We start from the raw sequence: 18,939 nt of genomic DNA on the forward strand, positions 1-18,939 counted from the left end.
CACCAAAACGCCCCGTCAGGGGCGCGGGGAACTGCGCGACCAGCCCCCACCGGCCCGCAGGGCCAAGCGACCAGCCCCCACCGGCCCGCAGGGACGAACCGACCGTCCCCTCCCGAGCCGAGCGCTAAGCGAAAGCGCGGTCCACCCACCGCCACAGGAGTTCCAGGACGGCCGCCGCCAGCACCGCGATGCCGACCGCGATCCACGGCATCGTCATCCCCACCAGCCTCAGCGCGAAGAACTCCTGCAGCCACGGCACGACCAGCACCAGCAGGAACCCCGCGGCCATCGCCACCACCAGCCCGACCCGCCACCAGGTGTAGGGCCGGGCGATGATCGCCAGCACCCACAGCGAGATCAGGAACAGCGTCAGCGTCGCCGCGCTCGTCTCCGCCTCCAAGGCCCCCGCACCGCTGTAGTGGTGGCGGGCGAGCAGATACGTGGCGAACGTCGCCAGCGCGGCCAGCACCCCGCCCGGGATCGCGTACCGCATGACCCGCCGTACGAAGTGGGGCCGGGCCCGCTCCTTGTCGGGGGCGAGGGCCAGGAAGAACGCCGGGACGCCGATGGTGAGCGTGGACAACAGGGTCAGATGACGCGGCAGGAACGGGTACTCCACCTGCCAGCACACCACCAGCACCGCCAGCAGCACCGAGTAGACGGTCTTCACCAGGAACAGCGTCGCGACCCGGGTGATGTTGCCGATCACCCGCCGCCCCTCGGCCACCACCGACGGCAGGGTGGCGAACCTGTTGTCGAGCAGCACGATCTGCGCGACCGCCCGGGTGGCCTCCGAACCGGATCCCATCGCCACCCCGATGTCGGCGTCCTTCAGCGCCAGCACGTCGTTCACCCCGTCGCCGGTCATGGCGACCGTGTGCCCGCGCGACTGGAGCGCGCCCACCATGTCCCGCTTCTGCCGCGGGGCGACCCGTCCGAACACCGTCCCCCGGTCCAGCGCCTCGGCCATCTCGTCCCGCTCGGCGGGCAGCCGGCGCGCGTCGACCGCCGTACCGCTCAGCCCGAGCTTGGCCGCGACCGCACCGACCGACACGGCGTTGTCGCCGGAGACGACCTTGGTGCGGACGTCCTGCTCGGAGAAGTACCGCAGGGTGTCGGCCGCGTCCGGCCGCAGCCGCTGCTCCAGCACCACCAGCGCGGTCGGGCGGACGTCCTTGGCCGCGTCCGGGTCGCTCACGGGCACGTCGCTCCCGGCGCGGGCGAGCAGCAGCACCCGCAACCCCTGCTCGTTCAGCCGCGTGGTCCGCTCCAGGGCCGGGTCGTCGGCGTCCAGCAGCACGTCGGGCGCCCCGAGCAGCCAGGTGACGGGCGGCTGCCCGGTGCCCTCGTCGCCCTCGGCACCCTCGGCGAAGGTGGCGCCGCTGTACTTGCGGGCCGAGGAGAACGGCAGGGTGTCGGTGCAGCGCCGGTCCCCGGCGTCCGGGTAGGCGTCGGCGATCGCCCGGAGGGACGCGTTCGGCCGCGGATCGGACGCGCCGAGCGCCCCCAGCACCTTCCGCACGTACGTCTCGTCGTCGCCGTCGAGCAGCCGCAGCCCGGTGACGTCCATGCCGCCCTCGGTGAGGGTGCCGGTCTTGTCCAGGCAGACCGTGTCGACGCGGGCCAGCCCCTCGATGGCGGGCAGTTCCTGCACCAGGCACTGCTTGCGCCCCAGCCGGATCACGCCGATCGCGAAGGCGACGGAGGTGAGCAGCACCAGCCCCTCGGGCACCATCGGAACGATCCCGCCGACCGTGCGGGCGATGGAGTTCCTCAGCTCGTTCTCCTTGACCACCAGCTGGCTGATGATCAGCCCGATCGCGGTCGGGACCATCATCCACGTCACGTACTTGAGGATCGTGGAGATGCCCGAACGCAGCTCGGAGTGGACCAGCGTGAACCGGGACGCCTCCTCGGCGAGCTGCGCCGCGTACGCCTCGCGCCCCACCCTGGTCGCCTGGAAGGAACCGCCGCCCGCGACCACGAAGCTCCCGGACATGAGCCGGTCCCCGGGCCGCTTGACCACGGGATCGGCCTCGCCGGTGAGCAGCGACTCGTCGATCTCCAGCGCGTCCGCCTCGGCGCACACCCCGTCGACGACGACCTTGTCGCCCGGTCCGATCTCGATCAGGTCGTCCAGCACGATCTCGGAGGTGCCGACCTCGGTGCTCGCCCCGTCCCGGCGCACCGTGGGCCGCACCTCGCCGATCAGCGCCAGTGAGTCCAGGGTCTTCTTCGCCCGCCACTCCTGGACGATGCCGATCCCGGTGTTGGCGAGGATCACGAAGCCGAACAGGCTGTCCTGGATGGGCGCGACGACCAGCATGATCACCCAGAGGACACCGATGATCGCGTTGAACCGGGTGAAGACGTTCGCGCGGACGATCTCGAGCACGGACCGGCTGCTGCGCACCGGCACGTCGTTGACCTGCCCGAGAGCCGCCCGCTCGGCCACCTCCGCGGCGGTCAGGCCGGTCACCGGCGAGGTGACGGTGCCGGGCCGCGCGGCACCGGTCTGCGGGTCCGCGTCGAGATGCGTCATGCAGTCGACGGTACGTGCGGCGTCACGGCTTCACCCACCGGATGCGCGGAAGATCCGACCGGGGGAGGAGGACCGCGGGGCGGCCGTAGTGCCGTGGTCGTACGGGAGCGGCGGGGGTCAGTCGGCCGACGACGGGGAGGACATGCCGGAGGGGGCGCCGGAGGAGGTTCCGGAGGGCCCGCCGGCCGGTTCCGTCTCCGCTGTTTCCGCGGTCCGCGCAGCCGCCGCGGTCGCCGCGGCCCGGTCGCGCTTGATCGCGGCGTCGCGCCGGCGGACGTACCAGATGCCGATGAACCCGAGCCCGCCGCCGGCCAGGCAGGTCCACAGCCACCAGGTGCGGCCGTGGTCGTCGAACCAGCCGTAGAAGGGCAGCTGCACCAGGAAGAGGGCGAACCAGATGATCGTGCCGCCGACGATGGTGGCGACCACGGGGCCCTCCAGGGGCTCCGGCGCCTCGTGCTTGGGGGTCCCCGTGAACCAACGCGAGAGACCCGAGAAGAAAGCGGCCATGCGGACAGCTTACGAGGGCGGACGAGGGTGAGGTTCGCCGCACCGGTCCGCGGATGTCTACGCGCGGAGATAGCGTGGCTGTCGTTATATCTTCATACTGAATCTGTTTGTCTCTGGCTCGTTCTGATCGTAGGAAGCGCCAAAGGACTTTGTTGGAAGTCCGACGGTGATGAGGTTCCGCATGTCCACGTCGGCCCCCAGCAAGGCCCCCCTGCCCGATCAGCCGGGACCCGCGCCCGCACACGGCGCACTCGACCGCTACTTCAAGATCTCCGAGCGGGGCAGCAGCCTGCCCCGCGAGATCCGTGGCGGATTCGCCACCTTCTTCGCGATGGCCTACATCATCGTGCTGAACCCGATCATCCTCGGCAGCGCGAAGGACATGTACGGCAACCAGCTCGACAACGGCCAGCTGGTCACCGCGACCGCCCTGACCGCGGCGTTCACCACGCTGCTCATGGGCGTCATCGGCAACGTGCCGATCGCACTGGCCGCCGGCCTCGGCGTGAACTCGGTCGTCGCCCTCCAGCTCGCCCCGCGCATGGCGTGGCCGGACGCGATGGGCATGGTGGTGCTGGCCGGCTTCGTCGTCATGCTGCTGGTCGCCACCGGTCTGCGCGAGCGCGTGATGAACGCCGTCCCGTACGGTCTGCGCAAGGCCATCGCCATCGGTATCGGCCTGTTCATCATGCTGATCGGTCTGGTCGACTCCGGTTTCGTCTCCCGGATACCGGACGCCGCCCAGACCACCGTCCCGCTCCAGCTCGGCACCGGCGGTCACCTCACCGGCTGGCCGGTTCTCGTCTTCATCCTCGGCGCGCTGCTCACGCTGGCGCTGATCGTGCGCAAGGTACCCGGCGCGATCCTCATCTCGATCGTCGCGATGACGGTCCTCGCCGTGATCATCAACGCCGTGGCCGACATCCCCTCCTGGGGCCTGACCAACCCGACCTGGCCCGGCAACCCCCTCGCCACCCCCGACTTCGGCCTGATCGGCGAGGTCAGCCTGTTCGGCGGCTTCGCCAAGGTCGGCGTGCTGACCGGCGTCCTGTTCGTCTTCACCGTGCTGCTCTCGTGCTTCTTCGACGCGATGGGCACGATCATGGGCGTCTCCGACGAGGCCAAGCTGACCGACGCCGACGGCCAGATGCCCGGCATCAACAAGGTCCTGTTCATCGACGGTGTCGCGGTCGCCGCGGGCGGCGCCAGCTCCTCCTCCGCCACCACCGCCTTCGTGGAGTCCACGGCCGGCGTCGGCGAGGGCGCGCGCACCGGCTTCGCCAACGTCGTCACCGGCGCGCTGTTCGCCGTCGCGCTGTTCCTCACGCCCGTCGCCACGATGGTGCCGTCCCAGGCGGCCACCCCGGCGCTGTTCGCGGTCGGCTTCCTGATCCTGGCGGGCTCGATCAAGGAGATCGACTGGGCGGACTACACGATCGCCGTCCCGGCCTTCGTGACCATGGTGATGATGCCGTTCACCTACTCGATCACCAACGGCATCGGCATGGGCTTCATCACCTTCGTGCTGCTGCGCCTGGCGGCCGGGCGCGGCCGGGAGGTCCCGGCCGCGATGTACGCGGTGTCGGCGGTCTTCGCCTTCTACTACCTGATGCCGGCACTGGGCCTGACCTGACCTGGCCCGACCTGGGCCGGTCTGGCTTGACCTGGCCCGACCTGGGCCCGGCCCGACCTGGCCCGGCCCGGTACGGGCTCAGGTGACGCCGTAGAACTTCTCCGTCTCCTCGACGGCGGTCTGGAACCGCTGGTCGAAGTCATCGCGAATGAGCGTCTGGACGACATAGTCCTGGACGCTCATTCCGCGTTTGGCGGCATGGCTCCGGAGTCTTTCGAGCAGTTCCTGGTCCATGCGCAGGCTGAGTACGTCGGTCCCCATGGGCATGAGCCTTGCCGTACTTCCCGGCCCGGTGTGCCCTGTTCCGCTCAGGGATCACTCGTACGAGTGGTTTATGGCGTGCTCTGTGGTGTGATCCGCGACACGAGTGGCCGATGTCACGAGTGCGGGCGGGATTCGGGTGCGCCCCGGTCGGTCCTTTAGCGAAGGTAATGAGTTACGCTAAAGAACATGCCGGACCTCAGCCATGGCGACGACGCGGCCGCCGTCAACGCCCTTCGTTCCGCCGTGATGCGACTCTCCCGTCGACTCAGGCACCAGCGCGTCGACGAATCCCTCAGCCCCACCGAGATGTCGGTGCTGGGCACCCTCACCCGCTGCGGTCGGGCCACCCCGGGCGAGCTCGCCCGCAAGGAACACGTCCAGCCGCCCTCGATGACCCGCATCGTGGCCCTGCTGGAGGGCAAGGGACTGGTCCGGCTGGAGCCGCACCCCGACGACCGGCGCCAGAAGGTCGTGACGCAGACCGAACAGGCCGAGGCGATGCTCCACGAGAGCCGCCGCAAGCGGAACGTCTTCCTGGCCACCCTCGCCGAGGAGCTCGACGAGGACGAATGGGCGAAACTCCGTGCCGCCGCACCGGTGCTGGAGAAGCTCGCGCACCTCTAGGAACACCAGCAGTTTTCGCTAGGAGGCGAACTTTGAGTACGGGACCCGGAGCAGACTCCGCCCCCGGACCTGACACCCGCTCCACCCCCACCGGCGGTGACACCCCGCCCGACCCGGGGAAACCGGGACGGAGCATCCGCACGTCCCGGATGTTCTCCTCGCTGCAGATCAGGAACTACCGCCTGTTCTTCATCGGCCAGGTCGTCTCCAACATCGGCACCTGGATGCAGCGCATCGCCCAGGACTGGCTGGTGCTCACCCTCACCGCCTCCTCGGCCGCCGTCGGCATCACCACGGCCCTGCAGTTCCTGCCGATGCTGCTGTTCGGCCTGTACGGCGGCGTCCTCGTGGACCGCCTGCGCAAGCGGCCCACGCTGCTCGTCACCCAGTCGGCGATGGCCCTCACCTCGCTGGTGCTCGCCGCCCTCACCCTCACCGGACGGGTCGAGGTCTGGCACGTCTACCTCGCCGCCTTCGTCACCGGTCTGGCGACGGTGGTCGACAACCCCGCCCGCCAGTCCTTCGTGGCCGAGCTGGTCGGCCCCGGTCAGCTGCAGAACGCGGTCAGCCTGAACTCCGCGAACTTCCAGTCCGCCCGCCTGGTCGGTCCCGCCGTCGCGGGCCTGCTGATCACCGGCGTCGGCACGGGCTGGGCGTTCCTCCTCAACGGCCTGTCCTTCATCGCGCCGCTGGCCGGCCTGATGATGATGCGGGCCCGCGAACTGCACGCCGTCACGCCCGCACCGCGCGGCAAGGGGCAGCTGCGGGAGGGGCTGCGCTATGTCGCCGGGCGTCCCGAGCTGGTCTGGCCGATCGTCCTGGTCGGCTTCATCGGCACGTTCGCCTTCAACTTCCCCGTCTATCTCTCGGCCTTCGCCGACGACGTCTTCCACGGGGGCGCGGGCGTCTACAGCCTGTTCAACACCCTGATGGCGGTCGGCTCCCTGGCCGGCGCCCTGCTCGCCGCCCGGCGCGGCACGGCCCGTCTGCGGCTGCTGATCCTGGCCGCGCTGGCCTTCGGCGGACTGGAGATCGTGGCGGCCGGGGCACCCACCCTGTGGCTGTTCGCCCTGCTCATGATCCCGATCGGCCTGTTCGCCATGACGGTCAACGTCACCACCAACACCAGCATCCAGATGTCCACCGACCCGGCCGTACGCGGCCGCGTCATGGCCCTGTACATGATGGTCTTCCTCGGCGGCGCGCCCGTCGGCGCCCCGATCGTCGGCTGGATCACCGACACCTACGGCGCCCGTATCGGCTTCGCGATGGGCGGTGCCGTCGCGGTCCTCGCCGCCGCGGTGATCGGTCTGATCCTGGCCCGCGTCGGCAACCTGCGCCTGACGGTCGGCTGGGACCACGGCCACCCCCGGGTGCGGTTCGTACCGCGGGAGCGGCAACGGGAGCTGACGGCGGTGGCCTGACGCCGCCGGCCTGACGGCCGGACCCGCTGCCCCGACGAGTTCCCCCGCGATCAGTCGCGGGGGAACTCGTCGGTCTTGAGCACCAGCCCGACGACCGTCCCGGTCAGGTCGACCTCCTTGCCGAAGGGGAGACTGACGGTGCCGTGGTACCTGCCGTCCTTCGGCAACGTGTGCAGGTGCCACTCACCGGTGTACGGGTCCACGATCAGGTAGACGGGGACGCCGACGGAGGCGTACGTGTCCTTCTTCGGGCCGTAGTCGTTGGCTGCGGTGTCCTTGGAGATCACCTCGGCGATGAACTCGACGTCCTCGTGGCGCCAGCGTCCGTGGGCGTCCTCCTTGGCGTCCTCCGCGAGCCCCACCACGTCGGGCGCGAGCCCGTTGAGACGTCCCGGGTAGTCCATGCGGACGTCGGACGTCACACGCTCGCGCGGGTACTTGGCGCGTAGTTGCTCGACGATGTTCAGGATGATGTCCCAGTGGGCGCGGCGCTGCGGCGTCATGAAGATGTGGCCCCCGACGATCTCGGTCTTGTATCCCTCGGGGATGGGCATCTTCTCCAGCCACTCGAACATCGCGTCGAGCGTGAGCTCGTCTCCGGTGTCGGCCATCTCGATCCTGTCGTCAAGGACGGTCATCGTGGCGCTCCTCCCCGGCTGCGCCCCGGACGGGCGCAGCCGCGCAGTACAACGATACGCACGGTGACCAGGACACGCGTGGGCGTACACGCGTTCCCCGGTGAGACTGGAGGCATGAGACTCTTCGCCGCCGTGGTGCCGCCCGAGGACGTGATCCGTGAGCTCGCCGTCGAGGTCGAGGAACTGCGGCGGCTGCCCGGCGCGGACGCCCTGCGCTGGACCGGGGTTCCCGGATGGCCCCGCGGCGGAGCCGCTGATTGGCACTTCACGCTGGCCTTCTACGGAGAGGTCGACGACGACCTCGTCCCCGAGCTGACCGCCCGCCTGGAACGGGCCGCGTCCCGGAGCGAACCCTTCGAGCTGGCGCTGTGCGGCGGTGGCCGGTTCGGCCACGGGCGGACCCTGTGGACCGGGGCGGACGGTGACCTGCACCCCCTGAGCCTGCTCGCCGACCGTACGGAGGCGGCGGGGCGCAGGGCGGGCGTGGTGATGGGGGAGCACCGCCGCTACAAGGCCCACCTGACGCTGGCCCGCAGCCGGACCGGTGCCGACGTACGGCCGTACGTGGAGACCCTGGGGCGGTTCCGGAGCCGCACCTGGACCGTGGACGAGGTGGCGCTGGTGCGCAGCAACCTGCCGAGGTCGGGGGTGCCGGGCGAACAGCCCCGTTACGAGGTGGTCGCGCGCTGCCCACTCGGCGCGGCCGGTTAGGCTCGAGGGCGTGGACCCGAAAACCCGGAACCGGATCATGGCCGGTGCGCTTGTACTGATGTTCGCGGTAGTGGCCGTGGCGGCGGCGCTCGGAAACTAGCCCCGCCGCCACCAGGCACCCCCGGCGATCCCGGCATGCCCGCCGGGAAGGCGGCGTCCTACCAGGCGAAGGCCTCCGGGGACGGCCCCGGGCCCGGGAAGATCTCGTCCAGCGAGGACAGCAGCTCCTCGCTCAGCTCCAGCTCGACCGCCCGCAGCGCCGACGCCAGCTGCTCGGTGGTGCGCGGACCGACGATCGGCCCCGTCACCCCGGGCCGGGTGAGCAGCCAGGCCAGCGCGGCCTCGCCGGGCTCGATGCCGTGCTTGTCGAGCAGGTCCTCGTACGCCTGGATCTGGGCGCGGGCGGTGGGGTCGGCGAGCGTTTCGGCGGCCCGCCCGGACGCCCGGCGCCCCTGGGTGGCCTCCTTCTTGAGGACGCCGCCCAGCAGACCGCCCTGCAGCGGCGACCAGGGGATGACCCCGAGCCCGTAGTCCTGCGCGGCCGGGATGACCTCCATCTCGGCGCGGCGCTCGACGAGGTTGTACAGGCACTGCTCGCTCACCAGGCCGATGGTCCCGCCGCGTCGGGCCGCGACTTCGTTGGCCTGGGCGATCTTGTACCCGGGGAAGTTGGACGACCCCACGTAGAGGATCTTCCCCTGCTGGATCAGGACGTCGATCGCCTGCCAGATCTCGTCGAACCGCGTGCTGCGGTCGATGTGGTGGAACTGGTAGAGGTCGATGTGGTCCGTCTGCAGCCGCTTCAGCGAGGCGTCCACGGCCCGCCGGATGTTCAGGGCGGACAGCTTGTCGTGGTTGGGCCACGCCTCACCGTCGGCGCCCATGTTCCCGTACACCTTGGTGGCGAGCACGACCTTGTCGCGCCGCTCGCCGCCCTGGGCGAACCAGTTGCCGATGATCTCCTCGGTGCGGCCCTTGTTCTCGCCCCAGCCGTACACGTTGGCGGTGTCGAAGAGATTGATACCGGCGTCCAGCGCCGCGTCCATGATGGCGTGGCTGTCGGCCTCGTCGGTCTGCGGACCGAAGTTCATCGTCCCGAGGACGAGCCGACCGACCTTGAGTCCCGTGCGTCCGAGCTGTGTGTACTCCATGAGCACCAAGCCAACGTCCTGGAGCGCGCTCTATGCAAGGGGAGGCCGGTCCCGGGGGAAGCCGCTGGTCCTCATGGTCAGGTCGGCCACGGTGCCCGTCAGATCGATGTCGTCGCCGAAGTCCACCCGCGTCCTGGTGACGTAGTCGCCGTTCTTGGGGTCGGTGTAGACGTAGCAGCGACCCCGGTAGGGGTCGGCGATGACGTAGAGGGGTACCTCGGCGGTCGCGTAGGCGGCCTTCTTCGGGCCGTAGTCGTTGGCGGCCGTGCCCTCGGAGATGACCTCGAAGACGAACTCGACGTCCTCGTAGCGCCAGCGGCCTTCGCCGTCCTTCTCGGCGGAGGCGCGAAGCACGGCCACGTCGGGGCAGAGGCCGTTCTCGTGGCCTGGGAAGTCGATGCGGACGTCCGAGAACACCGGCACGTCCATCCCGAACCTGTCCTCGATGGCTCGTACGATCCGGCGGATGATCCCCCAATGGGTGTCCCGCTGCGGTGTCATGTAGACGTTGCCCCCGACGATCTCGACCCTGAATCCTTCGGGGACGGGCATCCGCTCCAGACGCTCGAACCACTCGTCCAAGCGCTGTGTGTTGGTGTCGGCCATGGCGATCCTGTCGTCTACGACGGTCATCGTGGCACTCCTCCCCGGCTGCCCCCATGGACGGGTGCAACCGCGAGGTACAACGATACGCACGGTGACCGGGACACGGGGAGAGGCGCATATGCCGCCGCAGCGCCGTCGCCGGTTACGGCGTGCAGGACGCGGAGTAGGGCCCGCCCAGCTCCCAGCCCTCGTACATCGTCTCCGCGAAGGCCTCCGCGATCTTGTGTTCGCCGCTCGCGTTGGGGTGGGTGCCGTCGTAGGTGTCGGTGTGGAAGTCGTACGACGGCGGGACGGCGGCCAGGAGGAGCGGGGAGCCCGGGGTGTCGAGGTCGGCGGCCGTCTTCGCGAGCAGCTCGTTGAAGCGGGTGACCTCGCCTGCGAAGGACGGGTCGGCCTCCGCGCGGATGTTGGGTATCACCGGGAGCAGGACCAGCCGGACGCGGCGGTTGGCCGCCCGCGCCCCGGCGACGAAGGCACGGACGTTGTCCGCGGTCTGCTCGGCGTTCGTGTAGAAGCCGAGGTCGATCAGGCCCAGGGAGACCAGGAGCACGTCGGCCCGCTGGGACCGGACGCTCTCGCCGATCAGCGGCGCCATGTGCTGCCAGCCCTCGCCCCAGCCGGCCAGGTGGGCCCGGGGGAAGTCGGGCTCGGCGTAGGCGTACGAGGTGGGGGCGTCCGCCACCTGGTCGTGCAGCGTCTCGCGCGGGCCGACGAAGGTGAAGGGGCCGCCGTACTCCGTGCACAGGTGCTGCCACAGGCGGTAGCGCCAGGTGTGTTCACCCGCGCTCCCGATGGTCATCGAGTCGCCGACGGGCATGAACCTGAGCACCCGGTCATCATCGTCGATCAGTCCGGCCACCGCGATGTGAGACCGACCACCTGCCGTCAAGTCAGCGGTGTGATGGCAGTCTTGGGGCATGCGCCGATCCTTCGCCCTGCCCGCCGCGGCCCTTCTCCTCGCGGTGAGCGCCGCGCTCACCGCACCCGCCGCACCCGCCTTGGCAGCCGACGGCGACGAGGGGTTCACGATCAAGGACCCGCGCATCACCGAGTCCAGCGGTCTCGCCGCCTCCCGCCTCCACCCGGGCGTCTACTGGACCCACAACGACAGCGACGACGGCCCCTACCTCTACGCCGTCGACAGCGCCACCGGCGACACCGTCGCCCGGCTCACCCTCACCGGCATCGGCACGCCCCGGGACGTCGAGGCCATCTCCATCGGGCCGGACAACCGGATCTTCGTCGGCGACATCGGCGACAACCTCGGCGGCACCTGGCCGCATGTGTGGATCTACGAGCTGCCCGAGCCGAAGGAGCTGAGGGACCAGACCGTACGCGCCACGCAGTACGTCGTGACCTACTCCGACGGCGCCCGCGACGCCGAGTCCCTCGTCGTGCACCCGAAGACCGGACGCGTCTACATCGTCGACAAGAAGGAGGAGGGCGGGCACCTGTACGAGGGGCCGGCCGAACTCTCCGCCTCGGGCGGCAACGTCTTCGAGCCCATCGCACCCGTCGAGCTGTGGGCCACCGACGCCGCGTTCTCCCCGGACGGCCGGCAGCTCGCCGTACGCGGCTATTTCGGCGGGATCCACTACGCGTGGGACGACGCCCGGGACGGGAAGATCGAGCGCAAGGAGCGGCTCAGCGTGCCGCTCCAGGGGCAGGGCGAGTCCGTCAGCTACTCCGCCGACGGCTCCCGGCTGATGTACGGGAGCGAGGGCGAGCAGAGCCCGGTCGAGGCCCGGGAGGCGCCCGGCGGGGGCGGCTCGGGCTCGGCGTCCTCGTCGGGTGCCTCGGGTTCTTCGGGCGGGGGCTCGCAGGCGGGGGACGAGGGCTCGGAGGGCGGTGCCGGCTCCGGTGACGGACTCACGATCGGTGCCGTGGCCGCCGTGGCCGTCGTCTGCGCGGTCCTGTTCGGGCTGGGGCGCCGGCGTCGGCGGGGCTGAACCGGCGGGTGGTCACGCGCCGTCCGTACCTCGTATTGACATCCTCCCTCTCCTCAAAGGAGGGGGATTCCGACCCGGGTGGGTCGAGGTTCACGGGCGCTCGAGCGGCCGGTGGCCGCTGTCACCCCTCCGGCACCGGCTGTGCGCCGGGGGCGGGGGATCCCGCCCTGTCCTGCCGCGACGTTGACTGCTGCGTTCTCATCCGCGTTACAGGTGAACCCGCAGGAGATGCAGACGAACTCGGCTTGGCTCTTGCGCGAGTTTTTCTCGATCCATCCGCAGGCACTGCACCGCAACGACGTGTACGGGGCGGGGACATCCTCCACCCGGCCCGGGGCCTTCTCCCCGGTCCGGCGACGGAGCAGGCCCCAGCCCTGGGCGAGGATGCTCCGGTTCAGCCCGGCCTTCTGCCGCACCCGGGTGCCGGGCTGTGCGACGGTTCCCTTCGCCGAGCGGGTCATGGTGGTGATGTTCAGCTTCTCGAACCGGATCAGGCGGCAGGTGCGGGCGAGCATGGTGGAGGTCTTCTCGCACCAGTCCTTGCGCCTGTCCGCCTCCCGCGCCTTGATCCGGGCCACCTTCGCATACTCGGCGGCCTTGGCCTCGCTGCCCCTGGGGGCGCGGGCCGCCCGGCGCTGGTGCTTGCGGACCCGGGCCCGCTCCCGGGTGGTGAGCTGCGGGCAGTTCAGCCTCCGCCCGTCGGACAGGGCAGCGGTGATCTTCACGCCCCGGTCGATGCCGATGACCTCCCCCGTGCCGGGCGCGTCGATGGGGTCGGGGATGACGGCGAAGGCGATGTGCCACCGGCCGTTGCGGAAGGTGACCCGGAAGGTCTTCGCCACCGGCAGACCGGCGCGGGTGAGCCGGAAGCGCACCCAGCCGCAGCCGGGCACCTTCACCCGCGCCCACCGCCGGTTGAGTCTCTGCACCACCACCGAGCGGCCCATGACCTGCCTGCCGGTCTTGGTGTTCAGCTTCGGCGAACCGTCCGGATGGGACTCCGGGACCCGGTCGGTGCCGATCACGCGGAAGCCCTCATGCCGGTGCTTTTTGCGCCAGGTCGGCTCACCGAACCCGGAAGCGAACCGGGCGCTCTTGGCCCTGGCGAAGTCCTGCAGCGCCTGCTGCTGCACGTCCGCGTTCCCGGCCCGCAGCCAGGCACTCTCCCGCCGGGCCTCGGTGAGCTGACGGCACTGCTCGGCAAACCCGGGCGCAGACCTGCGCCCCGGCCGCCGGTGCGCGTGCTGCTCGACGGCCAGATTCCACACGTACCGGGCGTACGCACAGTGCAGCAGCATCCGCTCCGCCTGCGCGGCCGTGGGGTACATCCGGAACCGTGACATGCCGCCAACCTAGCCCCGTCACCCGCCCCTTTCTTTGCATCCCACCGGGCTCACCCGAACGAGCGACCGACCCCCGCCACCACTCCCAGCCACGCAGCATCACACCCCTCCCATGGCCAAGCCCGCCACCGTCCTCTTCCGGGACGCCGCATCGCCCCGAAGGCGATGCGGCTCCTCCTGCCCCGCTCCGCGGGACCGGGCATGCGCCCCGGTCCTGAAGGACCGGGCACCCCGCCCGGCAAGAGAGGTGGAACGCCTCGCACACCCAGTCCGGCCCGACCGTCACCGCGACCAACGCCCCCACAACGGCACGGTCCCGACAGGCGGTTCGGCGAGCTTCGGCTTCGGCGGCGCCCCCGGCGGAGGGGGTGTACCGAGCGTGACCTGTACGGCGACGGCGTAAGCGACGCGCGATCAGGGGCCCGGCGCAGTGTGGCTGTACACAGCGTCGGGCCCCGGGCGACTTGCTGTCCGGCTTGAGGGGGGCGACATCGGCTGGGCAAGGTCTTATGTGATCCGCGGAGGGCACCCAAAGGATCTTGCTCTCGTGGGCCCCCGGTATGCCGGGGGTTTCTGCGTTTTTGGACATCTCCCGCACCGAGCCGACGATGCCCTCGGTTCCTCCCCGGCTATACCAGGGGTACCGGAGTTCCAGGTGTCTGTGGCCCGGGAGGCAGGTCATCAGGCCCAGGGAAAGGAAGGGGGGACGTTCGAGGCGGAACCCCAGTGACACGTCTCCGCCCCATCCGATGCACTGGGCGGCGGAGGCGACGAGGGCGGTGCGTGCCGGTTGTCGCGCTGCGCCTCGCGCGCGAACCGAGGGTCACACACGATGACAGCGGTGTCGGCCTCACCGAGGGGCACGGCCTCAACGGCCCCACCGCCCTTCATTCCGCGGCCGGACCCGCTTTGTGGAAGGTCCTCCAGTACTGGCGTCGCTTCTCGTCCCGCACCACGACGCCGAGACGGGCCAGTTCCTCGCGGAGTTCCTCGACGTCGTCGTCGGAGGAACCCTTCTTCTCCAGCGACTCCTGGCGGGCCTTGAGGAGGGCGTTCGCGCCCTCCGGGAGTCCGGGAGCCCCCGGGACCCAGCGGCGGAACTCGTCCTGGTGCGGATCGGCGTCCGCCCACGCATAGCCGTGCTCGGTGAAGGCGTCCGCAACGCGGCCGGTGTCCAGGTCGCACTCCTGCCGAGTGAGTTCGCCACCGCCGTGACCGAGCAGGACGAGCTGACCGCCGTCCCGGAACACCGTGGCGACGGCGTCGCGCGGGAACTCCTGTTCCCGTCCCTTGCGGGTGAGCGCAACGCGCTCGTCCGACAGGCGAACCACCAACTGCTCGTACTGGGCGACCAGTCCGAGAACCAGCCCCGCCACCGCACCCGCGGCGGGCAGCACCGGAGCGGGGAGGGACACGACCAGCTCGGCCGGTCCCTGCAGCGGCGCCCAGGGCAGTGTCACCAGCCAGTCGGCCAGGAGGCCGGCGAGCCACCCGACGCCCGCCCCCACCAGTCCGAAAGCGGCATAAACGCACACGGTGATCAAAGTCGACTGCCGGAGCACGGTGAGCCGGCTCCCCTGCGGCTCCCGCCCCGTTCCCTTGTTCATGTCCATGTTCCCCCTCGCTTCCTGCGCCGGGTAATAATAGACCGAGCACTCAGTCTATTAATATCCGTCCGAAGGTCGGAGTCGAGAGTTGACCGGAAAGAGGCCCCGATGAGGACAGTCGACCCGGCCAGGCGCCAGGCGCGGCGCCGGCACATCATCAACGCCGCGGCCGAACTCTTCGCCGCCAAAGGCTTCGAGCGCACCACCACGGCGGAGATCTGCAAGGCCGCCGGCATGAGCGCGGGCAACCTGTTCCACTACTTCCCCAACAAGCGCGCGATCTTCCACGCCGTCTTCGAGGACGACGAGGACGACGGCGCCACCAAGGCCGAGCGTCTCGCCGCAGCCCGCACCGCCGACGATCCGTGGACCGCCCTCCTCGACACCGTGGACCTTCTCGCCGCCCCCGCCATGGAGCCGCTGGTCCCCGCCCTCGTCATGGAGGCGATGGTCCAGGCCTACCGCGATCCCGAGCTCGAAGCGCTGCTGAGCCGCGACAACGACGAGGAGCAGTCCACCATCCTCACCCTGCTGCGCAACGCGGCCGCGGCAGGCCAGATCGACCCCGCCCTGGACCCGGACGGCACCGCGGCATGGGTCATGGCCCTCATCGCCGCCCTCTACACCAGCGCCGCCACCGATCCCACCTTCAGCCCGGCCGCCCAGCTCCCCACCCTGCGCCTGATCCTCCACCGTTTCCTGCGGCCCGACACCACCCCCAAGCCGGAGCGGTGAACGAGCTGCCCTGAGAGGACCCGATGCAACGGCGGGCGCACAGGCATACACAGAACGCCCGCACCGTCTCGGTCGTCCTGCGTGCTGAAAGTCGTGAGCACTTTGGCCATGACTGTCCTGATGGCGCTCGTTTGAGCGCTTGAGTGACACATGTCCGCCGACTGCTCACGGTTTTCGGCACAGCACCCTCATCCTGGCCCCGCGGCGTTGGGTGAGTGCTTCACAGCGTTGGCGGGATGCGGGCGCCCTCCGTCTCGCCGAGCGTGAACAGGGCCCACACGCACTTCGTGTGCGGACCCTGCCGACAGCCCCATGTATCGGCCAGGGCCGCCACGAGGACCAGGCCGCGTCCGCCCTCCTCGTCCGGGGCGGAGTTGCGCAGCCGGGGGAGCCTGTCCCTGTCGGGGTCGGAGACCTCCAGCACCAAATGCGCCTCGTGCAGGCTGAGTTTCACCTCGACCTGGGCGCAGGAGATCCGGCAGTGGGTCACGGCGTTGGTGACGAGCTCGTTGGCGAGGAGCGTCACGCTGTCGGCGAGTCGGTCGGTGACTCCCCAGTTCGCGAGGGCTTTGCGCACCTGCCGGCGGGCGGTGGGGACGTGCCGTCTGTGCTGGGGGATGCGGAAGGTTTCGGTTGCGGACATGGGGGTGCCGTACCTCCTGACGTGACGTCAAGATGTGGAAATGGAAACGTCGTTCTCCCATGAGGCTAGAGCCGCAAGAAGGAGAGCGGCAATCAATTGAGGTGCATACATGCTGTTGGAGATATGTTCGACTGCGGCATGCTCTACAGTTTGGCTCTGTCAGAGAGGGGGCGGAGATGCCCGTAGGTGGACGACCGACCGTGCGCAGCAGGCGACTTGGCGCTGCGCTCAAGACGTACCGGCTGGCGGCGAAGATGGACCAGGCCCAGGCCGCCGAGGTGATCGCCGCCCACCAGACCAGGGTCAGCCGCATAGAGACTGGACATGTGACCGCCCGCCCACTCGAAATCCGGGCGATGCTCGACGCGTACGGTGTGAGTGATCCCGAAGTCCGCCAGAAACTGGAGGGGTTGGCCCGTCAGTCGAAGCGCCGGGGCTGGTGGCTCGAGCACGCCGCACACCTACGGGCGGACTACCTCGACCACATCGCGTTGGAGGATGACGCGACCTATATCCGAGAGTGGCAGCCGGTGCTGGTTCCGGGGCTCCTGCAGACGCCGTCGTACGCGGAAGCGATCTCCAAGGAGAGCCCTCACTACATCTCCCCGGACCGGATCGCCCAGCTGGGAAAGGTCCGCGAGAGTCGGCAGGCGAAGATCGAGGAGGGCGGGGCGACGTACTCCACCATCCTCGGGGAGTCGGTCATCGCGCACCCGTTGGTGGACGTCGAGATTCACCAGGAGCAGCTTGCGACAATCCTGGAGATCGGGAAGCGGAAGAACGTCACCGTGCAAGTGCTGCCGTTCAGCGCGGGTGTACTGGGAGCCGTGGCGTCGGCCTTCTCAGCCTTCAGCTTCGATTCCGAGCCGACGGTCGAGGCAGTGACCCTGGAGAACCTGAGGGGAACATCGGTCCTCGAAGGTCCTGAAGACCTCACCGCTTACGCCAATATGTACGACCTACTACGATCGTCGGCACTGGCACCCGAGGCGAGCGCCAAGCTCATCCGGGGCATACTGCGGAGCTTGAAGGAAGACGCATCGTGACCGAGGTCGTAAGCCCCTTCCGGAAGTCGTCGTACTCCCAGCCGGAGCAGAACTGCGTCGAGGTGGCCCACACAACCGACAACGGCCGGGCCGTCCGGGACAGCAAGCAGGGCGACGGGCCTCTGCTCACCGTCTCGGGTGAGAGCTGGCAGGCCTTTCTCGGTCAGTTCGCGTAGGCGTCGCGTGCACGAAGGGCGCCCGGTGGTGATCCACCGGGCGCCCTTCGTCGTCGTGCGGGGGAGCGGTCAGAGCTGCTCGATGACGTAATCGACGCACTTCGTCAGGGCCTCGACGTCCGCCGGGTCGATCGCCGGGAACATGGCAACGCGGAGCTGGTTGCGGCCGAGCTTGCGGTAGGGCTCGGTGTCGACGATGCCGTTGGCGCGCAGGACCTTGGCGATCGCGGCGGCGTCGACCTCGTCGGTGAAGTCGATGGTGCCGATGACCTGGGAGCGCTTGGCCGGGTCGGTGACGAACGGGTTCGCGAACTTCACGTCCTCCGCCCAGCCGTACAGCGTGCGGGCCGAGGTGGCGGTGCGGCGGACCGACCAGTCCAGGCCGCCCTGGCCGTTGATCCACTTCAGCTGCTCGTTGAGGAGGAAGACGGTGGACAGGGCCGGGGTGTTGTACGTCTGGTTCTTGCGGGAGTTGTCGATCGCCGTGGGCAGCGAGAAGAACTCCGGGATGTGGCGGCCGGAGGCGTGGACGCGCTCGGCGCGCTCGATGGCGGCCGGGGAGAAGACGCCGATCCACAGGCCGCCCTCGGAGGCGAAGGACTTCTGCGGGGCGAAGTAGTAGACGTCGGTCTCGGCGATGTCGACGGGCAGGCCGCCGGCGCCGGACGTGGCGTCCACCAGGACCAGGGAGCCCTCGTCGGCGCCGGGCACCCGCTTGATGGGCATGGCGACGCCGGTGGAGGTCTCGTTGTGGGTGAGGGCGTAGACGTCCACGCCGGCCGCGGCGACCGGCTCGGGGTGCGTGCCCGGGTCGGCGGAGACGACGTCCGGCTCGGCCAGCCAGGGGGCGAGCTTGGCCGCCTTGGCGAACTTGGAGCTGAACTCGCCGAAGGTGAGGTGCTGTGACTTGTTCTCGATCAGGCCGTGGGTGGCGATGTCCCAGAACGCGGTGGAGCCGCCGTTGCCGAGGACGACCTCGTAGCCCTCGGGGAGCTGGAACAGCTCACGGATGCCCTCGCGTACCTCGCCGACCAGGTTCTTCACCGGGGCCTGGCGGTGGGAGGTGCCCAGCAGGGAGGTGCCGGTCGCGGCCAGCGCGTCCAGCGCTTCCGTCCGCACCTTGGAGGGGCCCGCGCCGAAACGACCGTCGGCGGGCTTGATGTCAGCAGGAATCCGGATCTCAGCCACGGAAGGAGCCTAGCGGCTCCGGGAAACCCGGGTGCAATCTCGTCCGTCGGCTGAGACACGAATCAGCCGGTGGGGGAGGGAGGGCCGGGGCAGGGCGGTGGGGCGGCGGGACGGGGTCGAGTCCCCGTCCCGCCGCCTTGAAAGTCGTC

The 18,939-nt window shown here is 69.9% G+C and carries 19 protein-coding genes and 1 pseudogene; 9 read left to right on the plus strand and 11 right to left on the minus strand.

The features are described from left to right. Nucleotides 1-124: 124 nt before the first annotated feature. Together PYS65_RS20185 and PYS65_RS20190 are read right to left on the minus strand one after the other, a co-directional pair. A complete protein-coding gene (locus PYS65_RS20185; RefSeq protein WP_279335326.1) occupies nucleotides 125-2,542 on the minus strand; it encodes a cation-translocating P-type ATPase in 2,418 nt (805 codons plus the stop codon). 117 nt (nucleotides 2,543-2,659) lie between these two features. Continuing rightward, the gene (locus PYS65_RS20190) at nucleotides 2,660-3,052 is read right to left on the minus strand and encodes a DUF2530 domain-containing protein (RefSeq protein WP_279335327.1); all 393 of its coding nucleotides are present in this window, start codon (nucleotides 3,050-3,052) and stop codon (nucleotides 2,660-2,662) included. Between the two features lie 181 nt (nucleotides 3,053-3,233). On the opposite strand from PYS65_RS20190, the gene PYS65_RS20195 reads away from it, so the two are divergent. Continuing rightward, on the plus strand, nucleotides 3,234-4,685 hold the full coding sequence (locus PYS65_RS20195; protein ID WP_279335328.1) for an NCS2 family permease: 1,452 nt from the start codon (nucleotides 3,234-3,236) through the stop codon (nucleotides 4,683-4,685). A gap of 78 nt (nucleotides 4,686-4,763) precedes the next feature. Here PYS65_RS20195 and PYS65_RS20200 read toward each other — a convergent pair whose 3' ends face one another. Beyond that, nucleotides 4,764-4,946: a ribbon-helix-helix protein, CopG family gene (locus tag PYS65_RS20200; RefSeq protein WP_109379380.1), complete on the minus strand. Its 183-nt coding sequence runs from the start codon at nucleotides 4,944-4,946 to the stop codon at nucleotides 4,764-4,766. A gap of 189 nt (nucleotides 4,947-5,135) precedes the next feature. On the opposite strand from PYS65_RS20200, the gene PYS65_RS20205 reads away from it, so the two are divergent. Further along, nucleotides 5,136-5,573, plus strand: a complete 438-nt coding sequence (locus tag PYS65_RS20205) for a MarR family winged helix-turn-helix transcriptional regulator (RefSeq protein ID WP_279335329.1) — start codon at nucleotides 5,136-5,138, stop codon at nucleotides 5,571-5,573. 32 nt (nucleotides 5,574-5,605) lie between these two features. Continuing rightward, nucleotides 5,606-6,997: an MFS transporter gene (locus tag PYS65_RS20210; RefSeq protein ID WP_279335330.1), complete on the plus strand. Its 1,392-nt coding sequence runs from the start codon at nucleotides 5,606-5,608 to the stop codon at nucleotides 6,995-6,997. A 50-nt stretch (nucleotides 6,998-7,047) separates the two neighbouring features. Here PYS65_RS20210 and PYS65_RS20215 read toward each other — a convergent pair whose 3' ends face one another. Further along, the gene (locus PYS65_RS20215) at nucleotides 7,048-7,635 is read right to left on the minus strand and encodes a Uma2 family endonuclease (protein ID WP_279335331.1); all 588 of its coding nucleotides are present in this window, start codon (nucleotides 7,633-7,635) and stop codon (nucleotides 7,048-7,050) included. A gap of 114 nt (nucleotides 7,636-7,749) precedes the next feature. Here PYS65_RS20215 and thpR point away from each other — a divergent pair, with 114 nt between their 5' ends. Then, the gene (gene thpR, locus PYS65_RS20220) at nucleotides 7,750-8,346 is read left to right on the plus strand and encodes an RNA 2',3'-cyclic phosphodiesterase (protein WP_279335332.1); all 597 of its coding nucleotides are present in this window, start codon (nucleotides 7,750-7,752) and stop codon (nucleotides 8,344-8,346) included. 158 nt (nucleotides 8,347-8,504) lie between these two features. Here the strand turns inward: thpR and PYS65_RS20225 are convergent, their stop codons facing one another. The 3 genes from PYS65_RS20225 to PYS65_RS20235 all read right to left on the minus strand — a co-directional run bounded on the left by PYS65_RS20225 (nucleotide 8,505) and on the right by PYS65_RS20235 (nucleotide 10,932). Further along, a complete protein-coding gene (locus tag PYS65_RS20225; RefSeq protein ID WP_279335333.1) occupies nucleotides 8,505-9,497 on the minus strand; it encodes an aldo/keto reductase in 993 nt (330 codons plus the stop codon). Between the two features lie 30 nt (nucleotides 9,498-9,527). Further along, nucleotides 9,528-10,130, minus strand: coding sequence for a Uma2 family endonuclease (locus tag PYS65_RS20230; protein WP_279335334.1), 603 nt, complete (start codon nucleotides 10,128-10,130; stop codon nucleotides 9,528-9,530). 115 nt (nucleotides 10,131-10,245) lie between these two features. Further along, nucleotides 10,246-10,932 (minus strand): SGNH/GDSL hydrolase family protein, encoded by a 687-nt coding sequence (locus PYS65_RS20235; RefSeq protein WP_279338013.1) that lies wholly within the window; start codon nucleotides 10,930-10,932, stop codon nucleotides 10,246-10,248. A gap of 88 nt (nucleotides 10,933-11,020) precedes the next feature. On the opposite strand from PYS65_RS20235, the gene PYS65_RS20240 reads away from it, so the two are divergent. Continuing rightward, nucleotides 11,021-12,052 (plus strand): WD40 repeat domain-containing protein, encoded by a 1,032-nt coding sequence (locus tag PYS65_RS20240; protein ID WP_279335335.1) that lies wholly within the window; start codon nucleotides 11,021-11,023, stop codon nucleotides 12,050-12,052. Between the two features lie 53 nt (nucleotides 12,053-12,105). Here the strand turns inward: PYS65_RS20240 and PYS65_RS20245 are convergent, their stop codons facing one another. Continuing rightward, nucleotides 12,106-13,395, minus strand: coding sequence for an RNA-guided endonuclease InsQ/TnpB family protein (locus PYS65_RS20245; RefSeq protein ID WP_279335336.1), 1,290 nt, complete (start codon nucleotides 13,393-13,395; stop codon nucleotides 12,106-12,108). Nucleotides 13,396-13,643: 248 nt separating this feature from the next. Between PYS65_RS20245 and PYS65_RS20250 the strand changes: the two are divergent. Beyond that, nucleotides 13,644-13,798 (plus strand): annotated as a pseudogene (locus tag PYS65_RS20250) (cellulose binding domain-containing protein); the annotation flags it as partial. Nucleotides 13,799-14,282: 484 nt separating this feature from the next. Here PYS65_RS20250 and PYS65_RS20255 read toward each other — a convergent pair. Further along, nucleotides 14,283-15,002 carry a YqeB family protein gene (locus PYS65_RS20255; protein ID WP_279335337.1) on the minus strand — a complete coding sequence of 240 codons (720 nt, stop codon included), beginning with the start codon at nucleotides 15,000-15,002 and terminating at the stop codon, nucleotides 14,283-14,285. Nucleotides 15,003-15,110: 108 nt separating this feature from the next. Between PYS65_RS20255 and PYS65_RS20260 the strand changes: the two genes are divergently transcribed. Beyond that, on the plus strand, nucleotides 15,111-15,737 hold the full coding sequence (locus PYS65_RS20260) for a TetR/AcrR family transcriptional regulator (RefSeq protein ID WP_279335338.1): 627 nt from the start codon (nucleotides 15,111-15,113) through the stop codon (nucleotides 15,735-15,737). 220 nt (nucleotides 15,738-15,957) lie between these two features. Here the strand turns inward: PYS65_RS20260 and PYS65_RS20265 are convergent, their stop codons facing one another. After that, a complete protein-coding gene (locus tag PYS65_RS20265; RefSeq protein WP_279335339.1) occupies nucleotides 15,958-16,380 on the minus strand; it encodes an ATP-binding protein in 423 nt (140 codons plus the stop codon). Nucleotides 16,381-16,556: 176 nt separating this feature from the next. Here PYS65_RS20265 and PYS65_RS20270 point away from each other — a divergent pair, with 176 nt between their 5' ends. Both PYS65_RS20270 and PYS65_RS20275 read left to right on the plus strand, forming a co-directional pair. Beyond that, a complete protein-coding gene (locus tag PYS65_RS20270) occupies nucleotides 16,557-17,426 on the plus strand; it encodes a helix-turn-helix domain-containing protein (RefSeq protein WP_279335340.1) in 870 nt (289 codons plus the stop codon). Then, nucleotides 17,423-17,602, plus strand: coding sequence for a DUF397 domain-containing protein (locus tag PYS65_RS20275; protein ID WP_279335341.1), 180 nt, complete (start codon nucleotides 17,423-17,425; stop codon nucleotides 17,600-17,602). Before PYS65_RS20270 ends, PYS65_RS20275 begins: the two co-directional genes overlap by 4 nt. A gap of 69 nt (nucleotides 17,603-17,671) precedes the next feature. On the opposite strand, the gene serC is transcribed toward PYS65_RS20275, so the two are convergent. Then, nucleotides 17,672-18,790, minus strand: coding sequence for a phosphoserine transaminase (gene serC / locus PYS65_RS20280; protein WP_279335342.1), 1,119 nt, complete (start codon nucleotides 18,788-18,790; stop codon nucleotides 17,672-17,674). Between the last annotated feature and the right edge of the window lie 149 nt (nucleotides 18,791-18,939).

It is taken from the genome of Streptomyces cathayae, from assembly GCF_029760955.1.
Classification (GTDB): Bacteria; Actinomycetota; Actinomycetes; order Streptomycetales; family Streptomycetaceae; genus Streptomyces; species Streptomyces cathayae.